General features: G+C 71.1%; 19 protein-coding genes and 1 riboswitch. Of the genes, 8 read left to right on the top strand and 11 right to left on the bottom strand.

The window, feature by feature from the left end; genetic code table 11:
- Positions 1–44 precede the first annotated feature (44 nt).
- Both ACFMRZ_RS35050 and ACFMRZ_RS35045 read left to right on the top strand, forming a co-directional pair.
- Complete coding sequence (locus tag ACFMRZ_RS35050; RefSeq protein ID WP_400182467.1) at positions 45–1127, top strand: winged helix DNA-binding domain-containing protein; 1083 nt, start codon at positions 45–47, stop codon at positions 1125–1127.
- 108 nt (positions 1128–1235) lie between these two features.
- Positions 1236–1655: a TerB family tellurite resistance protein gene (locus ACFMRZ_RS35045; RefSeq protein ID WP_280276110.1), complete on the top strand. Its 420-nt coding sequence runs from the start codon at positions 1236–1238 to the stop codon at positions 1653–1655.
- A 6-nt stretch (positions 1656–1661) separates the two neighbouring features.
- Here the strand turns inward: ACFMRZ_RS35045 and nadC are convergent, their stop codons facing one another.
- From nadC to nadA, 3 genes are all read right to left on the bottom strand, one after another.
- Positions 1662–2522 (bottom strand): carboxylating nicotinate-nucleotide diphosphorylase, encoded by an 861-nt coding sequence (gene nadC, locus ACFMRZ_RS35040; protein ID WP_400182465.1) that lies wholly within the window; start codon positions 2520–2522, stop codon positions 1662–1664.
- 227 nt (positions 2523–2749) lie between these two features.
- Entirely contained in the window at positions 2750–4453 is a 1704-nt protein-coding gene (locus tag ACFMRZ_RS35035) for an L-aspartate oxidase (protein WP_400182463.1), read from the bottom strand.
- The gene (gene nadA / locus ACFMRZ_RS35030) at positions 4450–5475 is read right to left on the bottom strand and encodes a quinolinate synthase NadA (RefSeq protein ID WP_280276107.1); all 1026 of its coding nucleotides are present in this window, start codon (positions 5473–5475) and stop codon (positions 4450–4452) included. Before nadA ends, ACFMRZ_RS35035 begins: the two co-directional genes overlap by 4 nt.
- 76 nt (positions 5476–5551) lie before the next feature.
- Between nadA and ACFMRZ_RS35025 the strand changes: the two genes are divergently transcribed.
- Together ACFMRZ_RS35025 and ACFMRZ_RS35020 are read left to right on the top strand one after the other, a co-directional pair.
- Complete coding sequence (locus tag ACFMRZ_RS35025) at positions 5552–6310, top strand: NrtR DNA-binding winged helix domain-containing protein (RefSeq protein ID WP_400182461.1); 759 nt, start codon at positions 5552–5554, stop codon at positions 6308–6310.
- Positions 6311–6424: 114 nt separating this feature from the next.
- Positions 6425–7177 carry a hypothetical protein gene (locus ACFMRZ_RS35020; RefSeq protein WP_400182459.1) on the top strand — a complete coding sequence of 251 codons (753 nt, stop codon included), beginning with the start codon at positions 6425–6427 and terminating at the stop codon, positions 7175–7177.
- A 117-nt stretch (positions 7178–7294) separates the two neighbouring features.
- Here the strand turns inward: ACFMRZ_RS35020 and ACFMRZ_RS35015 are convergent, their stop codons facing one another.
- From ACFMRZ_RS35015 to bioB, 5 genes are all read right to left on the bottom strand, one after another.
- Positions 7295–7465: a hypothetical protein gene (locus tag ACFMRZ_RS35015; protein ID WP_400182458.1), complete on the bottom strand. Its 171-nt coding sequence runs from the start codon at positions 7463–7465 to the stop codon at positions 7295–7297.
- An 86-nt stretch (positions 7466–7551) separates the two neighbouring features.
- Complete coding sequence (locus ACFMRZ_RS35010) at positions 7552–8088, bottom strand: DUF1353 domain-containing protein (protein ID WP_400182457.1); 537 nt, start codon at positions 8086–8088, stop codon at positions 7552–7554.
- 101 nt (positions 8089–8189) lie between these two features.
- Positions 8190–8858 carry a DUF2567 domain-containing protein gene (locus ACFMRZ_RS35005; protein ID WP_400182456.1) on the bottom strand — a complete coding sequence of 223 codons (669 nt, stop codon included), beginning with the start codon at positions 8856–8858 and terminating at the stop codon, positions 8190–8192.
- Positions 8858–9067: a hypothetical protein gene (locus tag ACFMRZ_RS35000; RefSeq protein WP_280276155.1), complete on the bottom strand. Its 210-nt coding sequence runs from the start codon at positions 9065–9067 to the stop codon at positions 8858–8860. Before ACFMRZ_RS35000 ends, ACFMRZ_RS35005 begins: the two co-directional genes overlap by 1 nt.
- 108 nt (positions 9068–9175) lie before the next feature.
- On the bottom strand, positions 9176–10195 hold the full coding sequence (gene bioB, locus ACFMRZ_RS34995; RefSeq protein ID WP_400182455.1) for a biotin synthase BioB: 1020 nt from the start codon (positions 10193–10195) through the stop codon (positions 9176–9178).
- A gap of 106 nt (positions 10196–10301) precedes the next feature.
- Here bioB and ACFMRZ_RS34990 point away from each other — a divergent pair, with 106 nt between their 5' ends.
- The 4 genes from ACFMRZ_RS34990 (at position 10302) to ACFMRZ_RS34975 (ending at position 13974) form a co-directional block, all read left to right on the top strand.
- Complete coding sequence (locus ACFMRZ_RS34990; RefSeq protein ID WP_280276100.1) at positions 10302–10886, top strand: TetR/AcrR family transcriptional regulator C-terminal domain-containing protein; 585 nt, start codon at positions 10302–10304, stop codon at positions 10884–10886.
- A gap of 22 nt (positions 10887–10908) precedes the next feature.
- Positions 10909–11059: riboswitch (adenosylcobalamin (AdoCbl) riboswitch) on the top strand.
- Positions 11060–11063: 4 nt separating this feature from the next.
- The gene (locus ACFMRZ_RS34985) at positions 11064–12095 is read left to right on the top strand and encodes a FecCD family ABC transporter permease (protein WP_400182453.1); all 1032 of its coding nucleotides are present in this window, start codon (positions 11064–11066) and stop codon (positions 12093–12095) included.
- A 137-nt stretch (positions 12096–12232) separates the two neighbouring features.
- A complete protein-coding gene (locus ACFMRZ_RS34980; RefSeq protein ID WP_400182452.1) occupies positions 12233–12949 on the top strand; it encodes an ABC transporter ATP-binding protein in 717 nt (238 codons plus the stop codon).
- Positions 12946–13974, top strand: coding sequence for an ABC transporter substrate-binding protein (locus ACFMRZ_RS34975; protein WP_400182451.1), 1029 nt, complete (start codon positions 12946–12948; stop codon positions 13972–13974). Before ACFMRZ_RS34980 ends, ACFMRZ_RS34975 begins: the two co-directional genes overlap by 4 nt.
- A 7-nt stretch (positions 13975–13981) precedes the next feature.
- Here ACFMRZ_RS34975 and ACFMRZ_RS34970 read toward each other — a convergent pair whose 3' ends face one another.
- From ACFMRZ_RS34970 to ACFMRZ_RS34960, 3 genes are all read right to left on the bottom strand, one after another.
- Positions 13982–15124 carry an alpha/beta fold hydrolase gene (locus tag ACFMRZ_RS34970; protein WP_400182450.1) on the bottom strand — a complete coding sequence of 381 codons (1143 nt, stop codon included), beginning with the start codon at positions 15122–15124 and terminating at the stop codon, positions 13982–13984.
- A 156-nt stretch (positions 15125–15280) separates the two neighbouring features.
- A complete protein-coding gene (bioD, locus tag ACFMRZ_RS34965) occupies positions 15281–15961 on the bottom strand; it encodes a dethiobiotin synthase (RefSeq protein ID WP_400182448.1) in 681 nt (226 codons plus the stop codon).
- A gap of 18 nt (positions 15962–15979) precedes the next feature.
- A complete protein-coding gene (locus ACFMRZ_RS34960) occupies positions 15980–17128 on the bottom strand; it encodes an 8-amino-7-oxononanoate synthase (protein WP_400182447.1) in 1149 nt (382 codons plus the stop codon).
- Positions 17129–17130: the final 2 nt, after the last annotated feature.

The following is a 17130-nucleotide window of genomic DNA, read 5'->3' as shown; positions in this document are numbered from 1 at the left end:
CGGCATCGGTTGGCTCCGGCGGTGCGGGGGAAGAGGTCGCCGGGGTGGTCGAGGCGATGGTGGCGTTGCATGCCACCGATCCGGCGACGGTGTTCCTGTCCGTCGCGGCGCGCAGTCGCGGGCTGGAGCCGGCGGACGTGGAGCGGGCGCTGTACGAGGACCGGACGTTGCTGCGGCTGCTGGCCATGCGGCGCACCATGTTCGTGGCGCCGGTGGATCTGCTCCCGGCGTTGCAATCGGCGGTGGGCGACGCGCTGGCCGCCAAGCAGCGCCGGACCTACAGCCGCTACCTGCAAGAGGTCGTGGACGGCGACGTCGCGGCGTGGTGGGCGGAGGTGGAGCAGGAGACCCACCGCGAACTGCTGGCGCGCGGCAGCGCGACCGGCGCGCAACTCGGCGCCGCGGTGCCCCGCCTGCGCACGCAGGTCGACACCGCCCCGGGCAAGCCCTATTCCAAGCCCACCAACATCACCACGTGGGTCCTGGTCACACTCGGATGCGCCGGGCACATCGTGCGGGGGCGGCCCAACGGCAGCTGGGCCAGCAGCCAGTACCTCTGGGCGCCGATCGAAAAATGGCTGCCCGGCGGGATTTCCGCACTGCCGATCGACACCGCCCGCGACGAACTGGTACGCCGCTGGCTGCGCACCTTCGGCCCGGCCCCGGTCACCGATCTGAAATGGTGGACCGGCTGGACCGTCGCCGAGGTGCGGAAGACGTTGGCGCGGTTGGATATCGAAGAGGTCGATCTCGACGGCATCACAGGCGTCGCACTCGCCGGAGACCTTGAGCCGGTGCCCACCCCCGAGCCGTGGGCGGCGCTGCTCCCGGCGTTGGATCCCACGCCGATGGGCTGGCAGTCGCGGGATTGGTTCCTCGGCCCGCATCGCCCGGCACTGTTCGACAGCAACGGCAATGTCGGGCCCACCGTCTGGTGGGACGGCCGCATCGTCGGCGGATGGGCGCAGCGCACCGACGGCGAGATCGCCTGGCGGCTCTTGGAAGACGTCGGTTCGGAGGCGCGCGAGCTGATCGCGGCGGAGGCGGAGCGGATGCGAACGTGGTTCGGCGATGTTCGCGCGATACCCCGGTTCCGCACCCCGCTGGAGCGTGAACTCAGCGCTTGAGCGCGCCGGACATCCCCACAAGATCGGGGGCTGTCGCGGCCGCCGATCTCTGTTAGCGTCGGCCTGTTGTAGTTCGGGTCCGACCGGACGGGGCCAGGGGGTTCACCGATGTCACTTGCCGACGACCGGCACCATATGCCGGACACGTTGCGCGACAGCGTGTTTCGTGATGCCGCGGTGGGCGTGTGCGCACTGGTGAGCGCCGGCGGCGCGGCCGACCCGTCCGAGCGCACGCGCGTCGCCGACCGCATCGGCGCGAGCGGTGTGATGTATCACTTCCCGCCACACGAACTGCGAAACCTGTTCGAGGACAACTGGCATCGGCTCACCCTCGACCCCGCCTTCGGCCGCGCCTACGTGCTCCAGCAGGTTGCACGGGCCACCGACCGTCCCGCACAGGCCCGCGCCGCCGTGCGGGTCGGTCTCGAAATCGCCGGAGCCGACGGCGGATTCGACCTCCGCGAGGCCGCGGCCCTGCGCGAATGCTGCCGGGTGCTGCGGTTGCCGCCCGCCGAGTTCGGGCTCTAGTCCGGCCTACATGTCCAGACCGAGATCCAGGACCCGGACCGAGTGGGTGAGCGCGCCGACCGCGAAATAGTCGACACCGGTGCGGGCGTAGTCGGCGGCAGCGTCCAGGGTCAGCCCGCCCGAGGATTCGAGCTTCGTCCGCGGCGAGCGAGCGTCGCGGCGCTGCACCGCGGCCTGGGTGGCCCACAGCGGAAAGTTGTCCAGCAGCACGAGTTCCACGTCTTCGGCCAGCACGGCGTCCAGCTGGTCGAGGCTGTCCACCTCGACCTCGCAGGCGATGTCCGGCGCCAGCTCGCGCACCGCGCGCAGCGCCGCGACCACCGAACCGGCGGCGACCACGTGGTTGTCCTTGATGAGCGCCGCGTCACCCAGCCCCATGCGGTGGTTGACGCCGCCGCCGACCCGCACCGCGTACTTCTGCAGCGCCCGCAGGCCGGGCAGGGTCTTGCGGCTGTCCCGGATGCGGCAGCGGGTACCGGCCACCGCGTCGACCCACGCGGACGTGGCGGTCGCGATGCCCGACAGGTGGCACACCAGGTTCAACATGGTGCGCTCGGCGGTCAGCAGCGCGCGCGTCGGCGCGACCAGACGCAGCACCGCGTCACCGGCCGCCACCCTGGTCCCGTCGGCGACGCGCTCGGTCACCTCGTAGTCGCCCGCGCCGATCACCTCGTCCAGGACCAGCAGGCCCACATCGAGTCCGGCCACGGTCCCCGGCTGCCGCGAGACCATCGCGGCCTTCACCGTCGCATCGGCGGGAACCGTTGCGGCCGTGGTGATGTCGGGACCGTACCGCAGATCCTCGTCCAGTGCGGTGCGGATCAGCCGCACGACTTCCGCGCGGTCGAGTCCGGCAGCCAATGCCATGATGTACTCCTGTTCCGGGTCTCTCTCGCGGACGGGCGGTCCGTCCGCGAGCCGGGTCGATAACGTTCCGGCCGTTCGCATTCCGCGACAATCCGCGCCCGCCGTCCCGCTGTCCGCCCGACGCCGTGCTGCGGTTGCTCGGCGGACCGCATGCGGGATGCGGGCCGTGCTCCCGTGCGGTGCCGGTGTCGGACTGATCGGTAGCGCGGTTCTCATGACACCGGCGCTCATGACACCGGCGCCACGGCGAATGGCACCGGCGCGTCGGGCGACTCGGTGACCAACTGCGGACGGCCATCGGCACCCAGCCGGACAGGAAGGCTGCGACGCAGGTCGTCGCGGGTTTCGGGATGATCGGAGCGGGTGTGGCAGCCGCGGCTCTCGGTCCGCGCGGTCGCGGCGACCAGGAAGGCGCGGGCGGTGAGGGTCAGCGCCGCGTCCTCCAGCACCGCGACGCACGGCGCGGCGTCCCCGGCGGGCTCCCCCGCCACCTCGGCGACCCCCTCCCGTTCCGCCGCGGGAACGGGCGACCCCGCCGCGCCGTCCGCACGCCCGATCGGATCGGACAGCAGTTGCAGCAGCCGCAGCACCGCCGACCGCAGTCCCTCCCCGTCGCGAACCACCGCCGCGTGGTCGGACATGATCTCCTGCAACGCCTTCCGGTCCGCGCGCGGGAACGTCACGGCGCCCAGCTCGGACACCCGCGCACGCTCCCCGAGTCGTTCGGCCGCCGCCGCCCCTGCCCGCTCGCCGACCACCAGGCCCTCGAGCAGACTGTTGGAGGCGAGCCGGTTCCCTCCGTGCAGCCCCGTGCGGGCGACCTCACCCGCCGCGTACAACCCCGGCACGGCGGTGCGGCCGTACGGGTCGGTGACGACGCCCCCGCACTGGTAGTGCGCGGCCGGCGCCACCGGGATGAGATCCGCTCGCGGGTCCAGCCCGGCGGCCACGCAGGACGCGGTGATGGTCGGGAAGCGCCGGGCGAAACCCTCGAGGGCCCGCGCGTCGAGATACACGTGGTCGGTGCCGAGCGCGCGCATCCGGGCGGCGATGGCACGCGACACCACGTCACGGGGCGCGAGGTCACCGCGCGGGTGCACCCCCGCGGTCACCGACCGGCCCTCCGCGTCGACGAGGATCGCGCCCTCGCCCCGCACCGCCTCGCTGACCAGTGGCCGCCTGCCGAGGCCGCCGGGCGTGAACAGCACCGTTGGATGAAACTGCACGAATTCCAGGTCGGCCACCAGCGCCCCGGCCCGCAGTGCCAGCGCGATCCCGTCCGCCGTGGCGCCCGGCGGATTGGTGCTGCACGCGTACAGCTGCCCGAGACCACCGGTCGCCAGCAGCACGGCCGGTGCGTGCACGACACCGAATCCCTTGTCCGACACCGCGATCACGCCCTGCACACCAGCGGGCCCGGTGACGACGTCGACCGCCGCGGCGCCGAACAGCACCGGCAGCCCGGCGGTGTTCAGCGCGCGCTGCACCTCCGCGCCGGTCGCGTCACCACCGGCGTGGATGATGCGGCGCGTGCTGTGCCCGCCCTCCCGAGTCCGGGAGACCTCGCCGTCGCGGCCGAGATCGAACACCGCCCCGAGGTCGGTCAGCGCCGCGACCGCGTCCCGGCCGCCCTCGACGATCGAGCGCACCGCGGCCGGATCGCACAGACCCGCCCCGGCCTCCAGCGTGTCCTGCACGTGCGCGTCCACCGAATCACCGTCCGGCGCGACCACGGCGATACCGCCCTGGGCGTACTGCGTGGAGGTGTCGGTGGGGCCGCCCTTGCTCAGGGTGAGCACCCGCAGCCCGCGCAGCGACGCGGTCCGCGCGGCCGTGAGACCGGCGACGCCGCCACCGATCACCACGAGATCGGCGTCGGCTTCCCACGCGACCGTCGGCGTGCTGGAGACCGCGGTGCGCGGTCCGGTCATTCGCCCCCGCCCGAATTACCGATGGCGATCATGCGCTGTACCGAATTGCGGGCCAGCGCGGCGGTTTCCGCGTCGACGTGCACCTCGTCGAGGTTGTCGGTCAGGCAGCGCAACAGCGCCGCGGGCGTGATCATCTTCATGTACTTGCAGGACGCGCGGTCGTTGACGGCCTGGAAGTCGATGCCCGGCGCGGCCCGGCGCAGCTGATGCAGCATGCCGATCTCGGTGGCGACCAGGACCTGGTTCGACTTGGCCGCCTTGGCGGCGTCGATCATGCCGCCGGTGGACAGGATGTGCACCCGGTCCGCCGGGAAGGCGCCCTCCCCGGCGAGGTACAGCGCCGAAGTGGCGCAACCGCATTCGGGGTGCACGAACAGTTCGGCGTCGGGGTGGGTGCGGGCCTGCTCGGTCAGCTCGTCACCGTTGATGCCGGCGTGCACGTGGCATTCGCCGGCCCAGATGTGCATGTTCTCGCGCCCGGTCACGCGCTTGACGTGCGCGCCCAGGAACTGGTCCGGCAGGAACAGCACCTCACGGTCCGGGTCGACGGAGGCCACCACGTCGACGGCGTTGGACGAGGTGCAGCAGATGTCGGTCAGCGCCTTCACCGCGGCGGTGGTGTTCACGTACGAAACCACCACGGCGCCGGGGTGTTCGGCCTTCCACGCGCGCAGGTCGTCGGCGGTGATGGAATCCGCCAGCGAGCAGCCCGCCCGCTGGTCGGGGATCAGCACCGTCTTGTCGGGGCTGAGGATCTTGGCGGTCTCCGCCATGAAGTGCACGCCGCAGAACACGATGGTGTCCTCCGGGGCCTCGGCCGCGATGCGCGAGAGCGCCAGCGAATCCCCGACATGGTGGGCCACGTCCTGGATCTCCGGCAGCTGATAGTTGTGCGCCAGGATGGTCGCGTTGCGCTCACGCGCGAGGCGCTGGATCTCCTGCGCCCATTCCGGGGTGGCCGCTACGCCCGTGTACCCCGTCGGACCGTCCGTGACGTGCCCGGCAAACGTCATGGTCGCCATGGCATGACTCCTTCCTCATGCGCTCGGCAACTTCGCCGATTCGCATCAACCCGGTTTTCGACTTACAATCGAAAACGTGGCCCATAGTAGCACCATTCACGAATCGCTCACCGCGGTGTTCCAGGTTCGCCGCTTCCCGGACACCATCTCCGCAGGTCAGATCGTTAGTCACCCGGTTGATCCGCAATTGCCGCGGTGCGCACCGGGTTGGCACACCGAACTGGCGGTGTTGCTGTGGGAGCGCGCGATGGAGCCACAGACCGGCACCTGGTCGCTACCGGGCGGGCGCCTGCGCGACGACGAGGATCTCGACATCTCGGCGCGCCGGCAACTCGCGGAGAAGGTGGACGTGCGCGAGCTGTGGCACATCGAGCAGCTGTCGGTGTTCAGCGATCCGCACCGGGTCCCCGGCCCGCGCCGCATCGCCTCGGCGTATCTCGGACTGGTGCCGCTGACCGCGGATCCGCACCTGCCGCCGGACACCCGCTGGCATCCGCTCTCGTCGCTGCCGGACATGTCCTTCGACCACGGCACGGTCGTCGACCATGCCCGGACCCGGCTGGCCGCGAAGCTATCCTACACGAATATCGCCTTCGCCCTGGCCCCTTCGCGATTCACAATGTCGACACTGCGCGAAATCTATTGCGCCGCCTTGGGGTACGAGGTGGACACCACCAACCTGCAGCGAGTCCTCAGCCGCCGCAAGGTGATCACCCCGACGGGCGATACCGCGACACCCGGCAAGACCGGTGGCCGTCCCGCCGCCGTCTACCGATTCACCGACGACGAGATCCGGGTTACCGACGAGTTCGCGGCCCTGCGTCCCCGTGGCTGAACAGCACCGAGTTCGATCCTGAAAACCGTTTCAGCTATCTTCAGGTTGCATTCAGTAGGATGCTGCGAGAGTGCTGGACCATCGAGAAAACAACTCCCACAGGAGATTCGACCGTTGCTGCCGCTTCCCCAACCCCCGCGAACGCCCTTTCTGCGCAGGATCGCCACCGCATCGACGCTGGCGATAGCCGTCACCGGACTCACCGCCGGAACCGTCGGCGCCGCACCGCAACCCGACAGCAGTCCGGCCGTCGGCTACACCGCCACCACCGCCGATGACCGGGCGATCATCGAGATCGACTCCGGCGCCATGGAAGTCGAGCACGGCGTGTTCGAGATCGAAGCCGCCGACGGCACCGTGCTGGCGGGCACCCCGCTGGAGTTCCGGGTCGACGATTTCGTCTTCCCCATCGCCGCCGACATCCAGGGCCGGACCGCCACGCTGACACCGCAATTCGACCTCGCGCACGCCGCCTATCGGCCGGTGGCGCTGCCGTTCGAGGACCAGGCGCAGTGGGCGACACCCTACGACCGCGAGGTCGCCGCCTTCACCCGGTTGAAGGACACCATCGCCACGGGCGCCGCGATCGGCACCACGGTCGGCGGCATCGGCGGCGGCATCGTCGGCTGCGTCCTCGGCGGAATCGCCGGTGCCACCGTCGCTTCCGCCACCATTATCGGCCTGTTCGGCCCGATCATCCCCGCCGCCGCGGTGGGCTGCCTGGGCGGCATCATCGCGGTCGGGGCACTCGGCACGCTCGCGGGGCAACTCCTCGTGACGGCGCCGATCGCCATCGCGGCCGTCGCGCAGTACTTCACGACGATCAATCAGCCGTTCGTCCCGCGCCCCCCGCAGCAGGCCAGATAACCACGCGCACAACGCGACAGGTTGTCGATCGGAAGCCGCCCGCGCAACCGCGGGCGGCTTCGGCGTATTCAGGCGCTTCTCGGACAGCCGCGGGCGCACCGCGGAAACCGGGACGGTTCAGTATTCGCGCTGCCGGTGCTTCGGCGTGCGCTCGTAACGGCGCTTGCTCGGGACCGGTTGCGCGGCATTGGATCTGCGCAACTCGTGGCGGCGACGCCAGGCGGCGAGATCGGCTCGCTCGGCCGTCTTCTCGTCCCGTGCATCCGCCGCTCGGGATGTGCTGTCCATCGCCGCCCTCCTTCCGCTTCGATCACCTCACGGTAGCGGCGGAGCCGGTGGACCGGCCAGCGAATTTCCGCCCGGCCCTGCGGCACTCAGGTGGTCATCTTCACCTGTGGTTTCGGGGCCGGTCCGGTGGGCCGGCCGACGACCCGGCTGGAGGTCCAGAACACGGCCTCCACGACCCAGAACAGCAGCAGCCACAGCTGCACGATCACCACCGGGACCGCCAGGAAGACCACCGCCGGGACGGCGACGAGCAGGAACTTCGCGATATCGCCCACGGTGGCGCCGCGCAATCCGGAACCCAGCCGCACCGCGGCCCACATCATCCACCGCTGCGGCACCGAGACGCCCTGTTCGTGCAGCACGCGGCGGAACAGGCCGTCGGCGTCGGCGCGGCTCACCTCGGTGCCGCGGGACAGATAGTCGTGCAGGATGGCGGCCTTGGTGAAGGCGCCGTAGCGCGGGATCAACCAGACCAGCGCGCGGGGCACCGAGGCGAAATCGGTCCGGAATCCGGCCGGGACCACGAAAGACTCACGGTCGCCGCGATATTCGATGGGCTCGCGCACGCACCAGGACTCGGCGTCGAGCTCCTCGACGACGAGTGCGCCACCAGTGAATCCCAACCCGCCGCCTCCTCTGCGAACCCGGCGCGTTCAGGGCCGGAAGGACTTCAGCTTACGGCGGGCGGGGAAATCTTCGGCAACGCTTCGGCTTCGGCCCGGCGTCAACGTGGCGAACCGGAATCGGCGCCCTCGAACGGGCCCGGCTGCGCGGTCGGTGTTCCGTAGGGGCCGTAGCTGATTTCCGAGGCGTACGCGCGGGCGCCGTGGGACTCGGCCTTGCCGACGACGGGCCCGGCGCCCAGGTCCTCGGAGGTGCTCAACGCCGACAGCACGAGCACCACGAGCGCGGCCACCAGCGGCTGCACCACCAGCTGCGTCCATCCGGTGAACTCCGACGGTGAAATCAGCGGGGGCAGTTCGATGATCGTCCGCACCGGCGGATTCGACACATGCGGATACCGCCACTCGGCGACCCGCTCCCCCACCCAGGCCATCAGCCAGGCGCCGGCCAGCGAACCGAACAACAGCCCGCCCTGCAGCAGCGGACCCCGGATCCGGCGCACCCGCCACGCGGCGGCGGCCGTGAGCAACCCGGCGATGACACCGACGCACACGAAGATCGCCACCGCGTCGAACCGGTGCGCGCTCTCGCCGGTCAGTGCCGCGCCCCGGCCCGGCTCCACGACGATCACCTTCTCCGGGGGCGCCAGCAACGCCCAGACCACCCCGCCGAGCGCGCTGACCACCAGCACGGCGGCCACCACGCACAGCACGGCGCGCACCTCGCCGCGGCCCGCGCCGGACGGCACGGCGGCGCTCTGGTGGGCCATCAACGATGGTCCAGGCTCTTGGAATCGATCACCCCGTGGCGCGAGCATTTCGCCCACCAGCCGTCGGGGCTCACCTGAACGATCATGCGCCGCCCGCACTGCTCGCAGAAACGCGGCGGCTCCAGGCCCAAGACGGCCGCGGCCGGGACCGCGTCGGCCAGGTTCGGTACCACCCGCTTACCCGTGAAGGGGTTGTAGCGCTCTTCCATGATGTCCACGACCACCTCGAAAAGTGCAGCTCCTGGGCTGCCGACAATACCCGACCGGGTCCCGCCCGCCGGGTAGCGGTGCCGTCCCGGCGGGTGGACGGTTGCCGCTCAGAGGGTTTCGTTGAGTGCCTTGATGGGCATCTTCAGCTCGCCCAGCAGATCCAGGTCCTGCTCGGCCGGGCGGCCCAGCGTGGTCAGGTAGTTGCCGACGATGACGGCGTTGATGCCACCGAGGATGCCCTGCTTCGCGCCGAGGTCGCCGAGGGTGATCTCGCGGCCGCCGGCGAAGCGCAGCATGGTGCGGGGCAGCGCGAGCCGGAACGCGGCGACGGACTTCAGGGCCTCGGCCGCGGGCAGCACCTCGAGATCGCCGAAGGGGGTGCCCGGGCGCGGGTTGAGGAAGTTCAGCGGCACCTCGTCGGGCTCCAATTCGGCCAGCTGCGAAGCGAATTCGGCGCGCTGCTCGATGGTCTCGCCCATGCCGAGGATGCCGCCGCTGCACACCTCCATGCCCGCCTCGCGGACCATGCGCAGGGTGTCCCAGCGCTCCTCCCAGCTGTGCGTGGTGACCACGTTCGGGAAGTGCGACCGGGCGGTCTCGAGGTTGTGGTTGTAGCGGTGCACGCCCATGGCGGCGAGCTGGTCGACCTGGTCCTGGGTGAGCATGCCCAGCGAGCAGGCGACCTGGATGTCGACCTCGTTGCGGATGGCCTCCACACCGGCGGCGACCTGCGCCATCAGCCGCTCGTCCGGGCCGCGCACGGCCGCGACGATGCAGAATTCGGTGGCTCCGGTCTTGGCGGTCTGCTTGGCGGCCTCCACCAGTGAGGGGATGTCCAGCCAGGCGGCGCGGACCGGGGACTGGAACAGCCCGGACTGCGAACAGAAGTGGCAGTCCTCGGGGCAGCCGCCGGTCTTGAGCGAGATGATGCCCTCGACCTCCACCTCCGGGCCGCACCACTTCATGCGGACCTCGTGCGCCAGCTCCAGCAGTTCCTCCAGCCGGTCGTCGGCGAGGCGCAGCACCTCGGCGGTCTGCTGCTGGTCGAGGCCGACGCCGCGGTCGAGCACCTGCTCGCGGGCGATCGCCAGAATGTCGGTGTCGGTCCTGACGGGTGCCTGGGTCATGCGCACGAATCCCTTCGTCCGGCCGGGCTGCGGCCGTGCAACTTGAACGGTGTTCAGGCTAGGGTAGCGTGGGGATCGAGTCAAAGCACGAAAGGGTTGTCGCCAAGTGCAACTGCACCGCACGGACGTCGTCGACGGGGCCATCGCCATCCTCGATCAATTCGGCCTGGCCGATCTCACGATGCGCCGGCTGGCGACCTCGCTGCACGTCCAGCCCGGCGCGCTGTATTGGCACTTCCCCAACAAGCAGGCGCTGCTCGGCGCGGTCGCCGACCGCATTCTGGCGCCGCTGGACGAGCCGGTCGCCGCCGACGAGTGGTCCGCGCAGGTGGGCGAGCTGGCGCACCGGATGCGCTCGTGCCTGCTCGCCTACCGCGACGGCGCGGAGCTGGTGTCGGCCACCTACGCCTCGCGCCTGACCACCAGCAAGGGCCGGGAACGGGTGGCGGGCGCGCTGATCCGCGGCGGCATGGGCCGCGAGGAGGCCGACCTGGCCGCCTACACGCTGTTGTACTACGTACTCGGCGAGACCGTCGACGAGCAGTCGCGGATGCAGATGGATTCGGCGGGCGCGCTGCCGGAGGAGTCCTCGCCGCTCTACGAGAACACCAGCGCGACCGACCGTTTCGACTTCGGGTTGCAGCTGTTCGTGGGCGGGGTGCGGCATCTGCTGGGCGACCGGGTGCGCTGACCGGACAAACCGGACGGTAGAGTCCTCTTCGTCATTCCCGGCGGGTGCGGGAATCCGGTGGAAATCCGGAACGGTCGCGCCACTGTGACCGCGGCGGGCTCGGGCCCGTCACGGAAGTCAGACCTCCCTCGCCGGGGTACAGCTCTGAGGTCGCGAGGTGCCCATGGAGTATCGGCGATGAGCCGCGCGCGGACAGCGGTGGTCATCCCCGTCGTCGCGGTGGCGCTGGGGTGCGCCATGGTGGCGGCGACCGGATGCGGGGCCGAAACCGTGCCGCCCGCAACCGTTTTCGAGGTGCTGCGGGCGCGGGTGACCGGGGCCGCGTTCGCGGATCCCGGCCTCGACACGATCATCTGGCAGTTACGGGTGCCGCGTACCCTGCTGGCGGCCGTGGTCGGCGCGGGCCTGGCGCTGGCGGGGGCGGCCATGCAGACGCTCGTGCGCAATCCGCTGGCCGACCCCTATCTGCTCGGCGTGTCCTCCGGGGCGGGAGTGGGCGCGGCGGCGGTGATCACCTCCGGGTTCTTCGCCGGGGCCGGGGTGTGGGCGCTGTCGGGCGGCGCGCTGCTCGGCGCGTTCGCCGCGGCGGCCATGGTCTTTCTGATCGCGGTCGCGCAGGGCGGGCTCACGCCGCTGCGGCTGGTGCTGACCGGGACCGTGCTGGGGTCGGCGTTCGCGGCGCTGAGCAGCTATCTGATCTTCCGCAGCGCCGACCCGGCGGCCGCCCAGGCCGTGCTGTTCTGGCTGCTCGGGAGTCTCGCGGGGGCGGATTGGACGCGAATCGCGTTGCCCGCCTGCGTGGTCGGAGTCGCGGCAGTGACACTGGCGGCGGCCGCGGGCTGGCTCGACGCGCTGAACGTGGGCGCCGACACCGCCGCGTCGGTCGGAGTACCGGTGCGTGCCTTGCGGATCGCGTTGTTCGCCGGGCTGGCCGTGCTGGTGGGTGTCCTGGTGGCGGTCTCGGGCGGGATCGGTTTCGTCGGACTGGTGGTGCCGCACGCGGCCCGACTGCTGGTCGGCTCGCCGCATCGCGCGCTGCTGCCGGTGAGTGCGCTGTGCGGCGCGCTGTTCCTCGTGGTCGCGGATGCCGCCGCCCGGATTCTGGTGCGGCCCACGGAAATCCCGGTCGGCGTCCTCACCGGCTTGATCGGCGCACCGGTCTTTCTCCTCTTGATGGGCCGCCGCCGCTACCGATTCGGTGCGTCGTGAAGCGGCTGCGGCATAGGAACGGTGCGTCCTTGTCGACTCCGGCAGAAGAACAGACAGCACCCTGCCCGGCCTGCGGTTCTGTGCTGGAGGTTCGGGGACTGACGTGTGGGCCTGGGCGGCGGACCGTACTCGCTGAGGTGTCGTTCGCGGTGGAGGCCGGGGAGATCATCGGGGTCGTCGGGCCGAACGGTAGCGGGAAGACCACGCTGTTGCGCACGCTGGCCGGGTTGCTTCGGCCGCAGCAGGGGCAGGTGTTCGTGGAACGCCTTGATCTGCAAGGTCTTTCGGCGCGACGGCGGGCACGGGCGATCGCGCTGGTCGCGCAGGACGAGCAGCCGCCCGACGATCTGCGCGCGGGTGAGGTGGTGGCGCTGGGACTCACCCCGTATCTGCCACCTTGGGGGCCGGGCGGCCCACGGGAGCGCGCGGCCGTCGAGAGTGCCTTGCGCGCAGTAGATCTCGAAGGGTTCGCCGATCGGCCCGTACATCGGATGTCCGGCGGTGAACGGCAGCGGGTGCTGCTGGCCCGGGCTCTCGCGCAGGACACTCCCCTGCTACTGCTCGACGAACCGACGAACCACCTCGACGTCACCCACCGGCTGGCGCTGCTGACACTGGCTCGCGCACTGGACCGGACCGTGGTGCTCACCCTGCACGATCTGGATCTCGCCGACCGCTTCTGCGACCGCGTCCTGGTGCTGGACAAGGGTCGCGCGGGTGCGCTGACACCACCCGAGACCGCGCTCACCCCGGACGTTCTCGCCACGGTGTTCGGGGTGCGCGCCGCGCGCGTCCGCCATCCGGACACCGGGGAATCCCACCTGCTGCTCGACACGATCGAAGGACGACGATGAGACGCTCGGCTTCCATATTCGCCACTCTGGCAACGGCTCTCACCGCGGTCGCGTGCGGCGCCGCACCCGCCGTCGACGGCAATCTCACGCTGCGCAACTGCGAGCGGGACGTGTCTTTCCCCGCACCCGCCGAGCGGATGTTCGTCAACGACAGCAACATGATCTCGATGGCGCTGGCCCTCGGCGCACAGGACGCCGTGACCGCGGTGTCCAGCCTGCAAGCCGACGACACCGCGACCCTGCGCCGCCACTACGGCGACGCGGTCGATCGCCTGCGCGTGGTGTCCCCCGAGTCGCCGTCCCGCGAGACCGTGCTCGCGCAGCGCCCCGACGTGATGGTCGCCGGATGGAACTACGGCTACACCGAGGCCAAGGACCTCACACCGGATTCTTTGCGCAAGAACGGAATCGCCGCCTACGTACTCACCGAGAGCTGCCGGCAGCGCGACGGCGAGCAGACGCGCGGCATCGTCGACCCGTGGACCGCGCTGCGCACCGACCTCGACAACCTCGGCGCGATCACCGGCCGCACCGAACAGGCCACCCGCCTGATCGCCGACCTGGACGCCCGCCTCGACGCCCTGCGCCGGGCGCCGCAGGCCGGTCGGCGACCGCAGGTCTTCGTCTTCGACAGCGCGAGCGACACCGTCTTCTCCAGCGGCAGATTCGGTGGGCCGCAAGCGATCCTGGATGCCGCGGGCGCCCACAATGTCCTCGAGGACGTGGGCGACTCGTGGACCCGGGTGTCGTGGGAGCGACTGGCCGCCGCGGATCCCGACGCCCTGGTGTTCGTCGACTATCCGCCGCAGACGTTCGCCCAGAAGGTGGAGCTGCTACGGGCCAAGCCCGGCATCAACCGGCTGCGCGCGGTGACCGAGCAGCGGTTCTTCAACCTGCCGTACGCCATGTGGACCAGCGGACCACTCAATATCGACGCCGCCGAGCAGGTCCGGGCTCAGCTGGAGGCGTGGAAGCTGTTGCCGCCCTCCGGGATCCGGCCGCGCAGCGATGACGCGGTGCGCTGAACCTCGATCACCGCGCCATGACCAGCTCTTGATTGCGCACCAGCCGCACGAACGGCACCACCTGCTGCGCGATGACCTTGTTGTATTCCCCCGGCTGCTGCACGGGATTCGCGTGCCCCGTGCCGTGCGCGAGCACCGTCAGCAGCGTCCCGTTCACGCCGCCGACCTGCTGGATCAGCACCCGATGGGTGTATTCGACATCGACGATCGGATCCCGCTCCGGATTGTTCGGGCGCAGAAAGACCACCGCCGGGCGCGACTTGCCGTTCACCGGTTTGACCAGGGCACGCAGATCGTCGACCGCACCGCCCGCCACGATCGCGCGGAATTGGGATTCGATCAGCCCGTTGCTGGCCGCGTCGCGGTTGCCGATCTTCTGGCGCAGCACCTCCCCCACCGTCGACCACAGCCGGTCACCGCGGATGCCCGGCGGGGTCGTGTCGCGGTCGAGGAAACGGTCACGGCGCGCGTAGGTTTCGGCGAACAGGCGCAGGCTGCGGCTCTCCCGGATTCCCGGCAGCCAGCCGGTCCAGCGCAGCAGATCCTCGCCCTGATTGCGGCTCTCCGGCCGCACCGCGTTGAGGTCCATCGGCGTGCAGTCCAAGACCACGGCGGCCAGATTCTTGGTGGAGCCGGTGTGGATGTGCTTGCCGATCTCGAGCGCGATCACGCCGCCCATGCTGTGACCGACCAGCACCACATTGTCGATCCGCGCGGCCTCGGTGACCCGGATGATCAGATCGCTGATCACCTTGGTGTCGATACCGGTGTTGTCGTAGCGCACGGCCCACACCGAGCCCATCCGGTTCAGCGACGGCAGCGCGCGAGCCGTGGGGGTGGCGTCCAGCGCGCCGAGACCGACCAGGTCGAACACCGCGGTGTTGCGGGCATCGGGGGCGGGGGCGGCGACCGGCAGCACCGCGGGCTCGGTGCGCGCCAGCCGGGCCCGCTCCGGCGCGATGTCGACGGCGAGGTACTGAGCGAACACCACCAGCAGCAAGATCGGCGCCAAGGCCAGCCGCAGGAGCGCCTTGCGAGTGCGCCGCAACCGCACCCAGCCGTGCCCCACACCGGTTTCGGCCAGCCGGGCGCGCCGCCGCGCATCGTCGTAGTCCGCGACGGTGGTCGGGTGCCGGTCCTCCAGAAGCATCTCCATCCACTGTAGGACGGTCCCGGCCGCATGATCATCGGCAGCGGCCGGGGCGGTGGCCCGTTCCACACTCTCCGCCCGGCGGCTATCGTGTCCCGTCCGGGTCAGGCATCGAACGCGCGGCCGCTTCGTCTTCGGATGCGGAGAGGTCCGGGGTCAGTACAGATAGCGTGCGCGCCACTCCGCCTGGAACCAGGTCGGTGCGGCGGCGGCGAAACGCTGTGCGGGCCAGCGCCCGGCGCCCTCGGGGATAGCGCCGACCAGGCGCTGGCCGGTTACCTCCGGGAGGTCCGTGCGATTGCAGTCGGCGGCGAGATCCGGTGTGCCGGGCCAGGATCCGATCACCAGGCCCGCGCAGGGGACGCCCGCCGCGGCCAGCGCGCGGGTGGTCAGTTCGCTGTGGTTGAGGGTTCCCAGCCCGGCCGCGGCCACCACCAGCACGGGCGCCGCGAGCTTCTGGGCGAGGTCGAGGAGGGTGAATTCGCCGAGCCGGACGAGCACGCCGCCCGCACCCTCCACCAGCGTCAGGTCCGCGTCCGACAGCGAGTCGACAGCGGCGACGGTGTCCTCGAGCGTCAGCAACGGCTGTCCCGCGCGCCGGGCGGCGGTGTCGGGGGCCAGCGGGTCGGGGTAGCGAGCCAGCTCGAGCGTGCGATCGACCCCGGCCAGCCGCTCGATGTCGGACAGGTCGCCGAACTCGCCCGGCCGCACGCCAGTCTGCGCCGGTTTGCACACGGCGACCGACCGTCCGGCGGCCCGCGCGGCGGCGGCCGATGCCGCGGTCACCACCGTCTTGCCGACCTCCGTGGAGGTCCCGGTCACGATCAACACACCCACAGCCGTCTTACCTCCCGCTCATACCGGCAACGGTCCCCGCGCGTCGGCCAGCACGGCGGCGAGAGTCGTTGCGATGAAATCCATTTCGGCGTCGTCCAGATCGGCGCGGGCGGTGAGCCGCAGCCGCGAGGTGCCCGCCGGGACCGACGGCGGCCGGAAGCAACCCACGCTCAGACCGCGAGCCCGGCACGCCTGTGCGGCGTCGTAGGCGAGCTGCGCCTCGCCGAGCACCACCGACACCACCGCCGAATCCGGCTGCGGCGCACCGGACATGCGCGCGATGGCGGTGGCGCGTTCCAGCACCCGGCCCGCCATCGCCGGGTCGCGGCGCAGCACGCGCAGCGCCGCCCGGGCCGCCCCGACCGCCGCGGGAGCGAGCCCGGTATCGAAGATGAAGGTGCGGGCCGCATTGATCAGGTGCGCGCGGACCCGTTCGGCGGCCAGCACCACACCGCCTTGGGCGGCAAGGGCTTTCGACAGGGTCGCGGTGACGATCAGGTCCGGCTGCCCCGCCAGGCCGACCTCGTGCACCAGCCCGCGGCCGCCGTCGCCGCGCACGCCGATCCCGTGCGCCTCGTCGACGATCAGCACCGCGCCGTTCGCGCGGACCACGCGGTGCAGCTCACGCAGCGGCGCCAGATCCCCGTCGGCGCTGAACACCGAGTCGGTCAGCACCACCGCCCGCTCCTCGGTGCGCGCGGACAGCAGCCGATCCACGGCGAGCACGTCGCGGTGCGGCGCGATTTCCACCCGGGCCCGCGAGAGCCGGCAGGCATCGACCAGCGAGGCGTGACTCCCCGCGTCCGACACCACCAGTGCGCCGCGGCCGGCCAGCGCCGTCACCACCCCGAGATTGGCGGCGTATCCGGAGGCGAACACCAGCCCCGACTCCGCCCCGGTGAATTCGGCCAACTCGTCCTCGAGCTGCTCGTGCGCCACGGTCGTGCCCGTGACCAGCCGCGATCCGGTGGACCCAGTCCCCCAGGTCCGCACCGCCTCGACCGCGCCCTCGATCACCTCGGGATGCCGCGACAACCCGAGATAGTCGTTCGACGCCAGATCGATCAGCCCGGTCCGTGGCGCCCGAGCCCGCAGCTCCCGCCGCAGCCCGGCCCGCACCCGCTCCCCGGCCCGCACATCAATCCAGCCCAACGGATCCACACTCACAG

Origin of the sequence: Nocardia sp. N2S4-5, from assembly GCF_044628355.1 — a bacterium.
GTDB lineage: Bacteria > Actinomycetota > Actinomycetes > Mycobacteriales > Mycobacteriaceae > Nocardia > Nocardia wallacei_B.
Note: the sequence above shows the minus strand (reverse complement) of the source record. Positions and strands in the feature narration are given on the sequence as shown.

What these genes read in the sequence shown, in the direction of transcription:
- ACFMRZ_RS34975 (WP_400182451.1), top strand. Translation starts at nt 12,946, where the DNA reads ATGAGACGCTCGGCTTCCATATTCGCCACTCTGGCAACGGCTCTCACC.
- nadA (WP_280276107.1), bottom strand. Translation starts at nt 5,475, where the DNA reads ATGGCGACCATGACGTTTGCCGGGCACGTCACGGACGGTCCGACGGGG.
- nadC (WP_400182465.1), bottom strand. Translation starts at nt 2,522, where the DNA reads ATGGCATTGGCTGCCGGACTCGACCGCGCGGAAGTCGTGCGGCTGATC.
- ACFMRZ_RS34985 (WP_400182453.1), top strand. Translation starts at nt 11,064, where the DNA reads ATGAGCCGCGCGCGGACAGCGGTGGTCATCCCCGTCGTCGCGGTGGCG.
- bioB (WP_400182455.1), bottom strand. Translation starts at nt 10,195, where the DNA reads ATGACCCAGGCACCCGTCAGGACCGACACCGACATTCTGGCGATCGCC.
- ACFMRZ_RS35005 (WP_400182456.1), bottom strand. Translation starts at nt 8,858, where the DNA reads ATGGCCCACCAGAGCGCCGCCGTGCCGTCCGGCGCGGGCCGCGGCGAG.
- ACFMRZ_RS35035 (WP_400182463.1), bottom strand. Translation starts at nt 4,453, where the DNA reads ATGACCGGACCGCGCACCGCGGTCTCCAGCACGCCGACGGTCGCGTGG.
- ACFMRZ_RS35015 (WP_400182458.1), bottom strand. Translation starts at nt 7,465, where the DNA reads ATGGACAGCACATCCCGAGCGGCGGATGCACGGGACGAGAAGACGGCC.
- ACFMRZ_RS35000 (WP_280276155.1), bottom strand. Translation starts at nt 9,067, where the DNA reads ATGGAAGAGCGCTACAACCCCTTCACGGGTAAGCGGGTGGTACCGAAC.
- ACFMRZ_RS35045 (WP_280276110.1), top strand. Translation starts at nt 1,236, where the DNA reads ATGTCACTTGCCGACGACCGGCACCATATGCCGGACACGTTGCGCGAC.
- ACFMRZ_RS34970 (WP_400182450.1), bottom strand. Translation starts at nt 15,124, where the DNA reads ATGCTTCTGGAGGACCGGCACCCGACCACCGTCGCGGACTACGACGAT.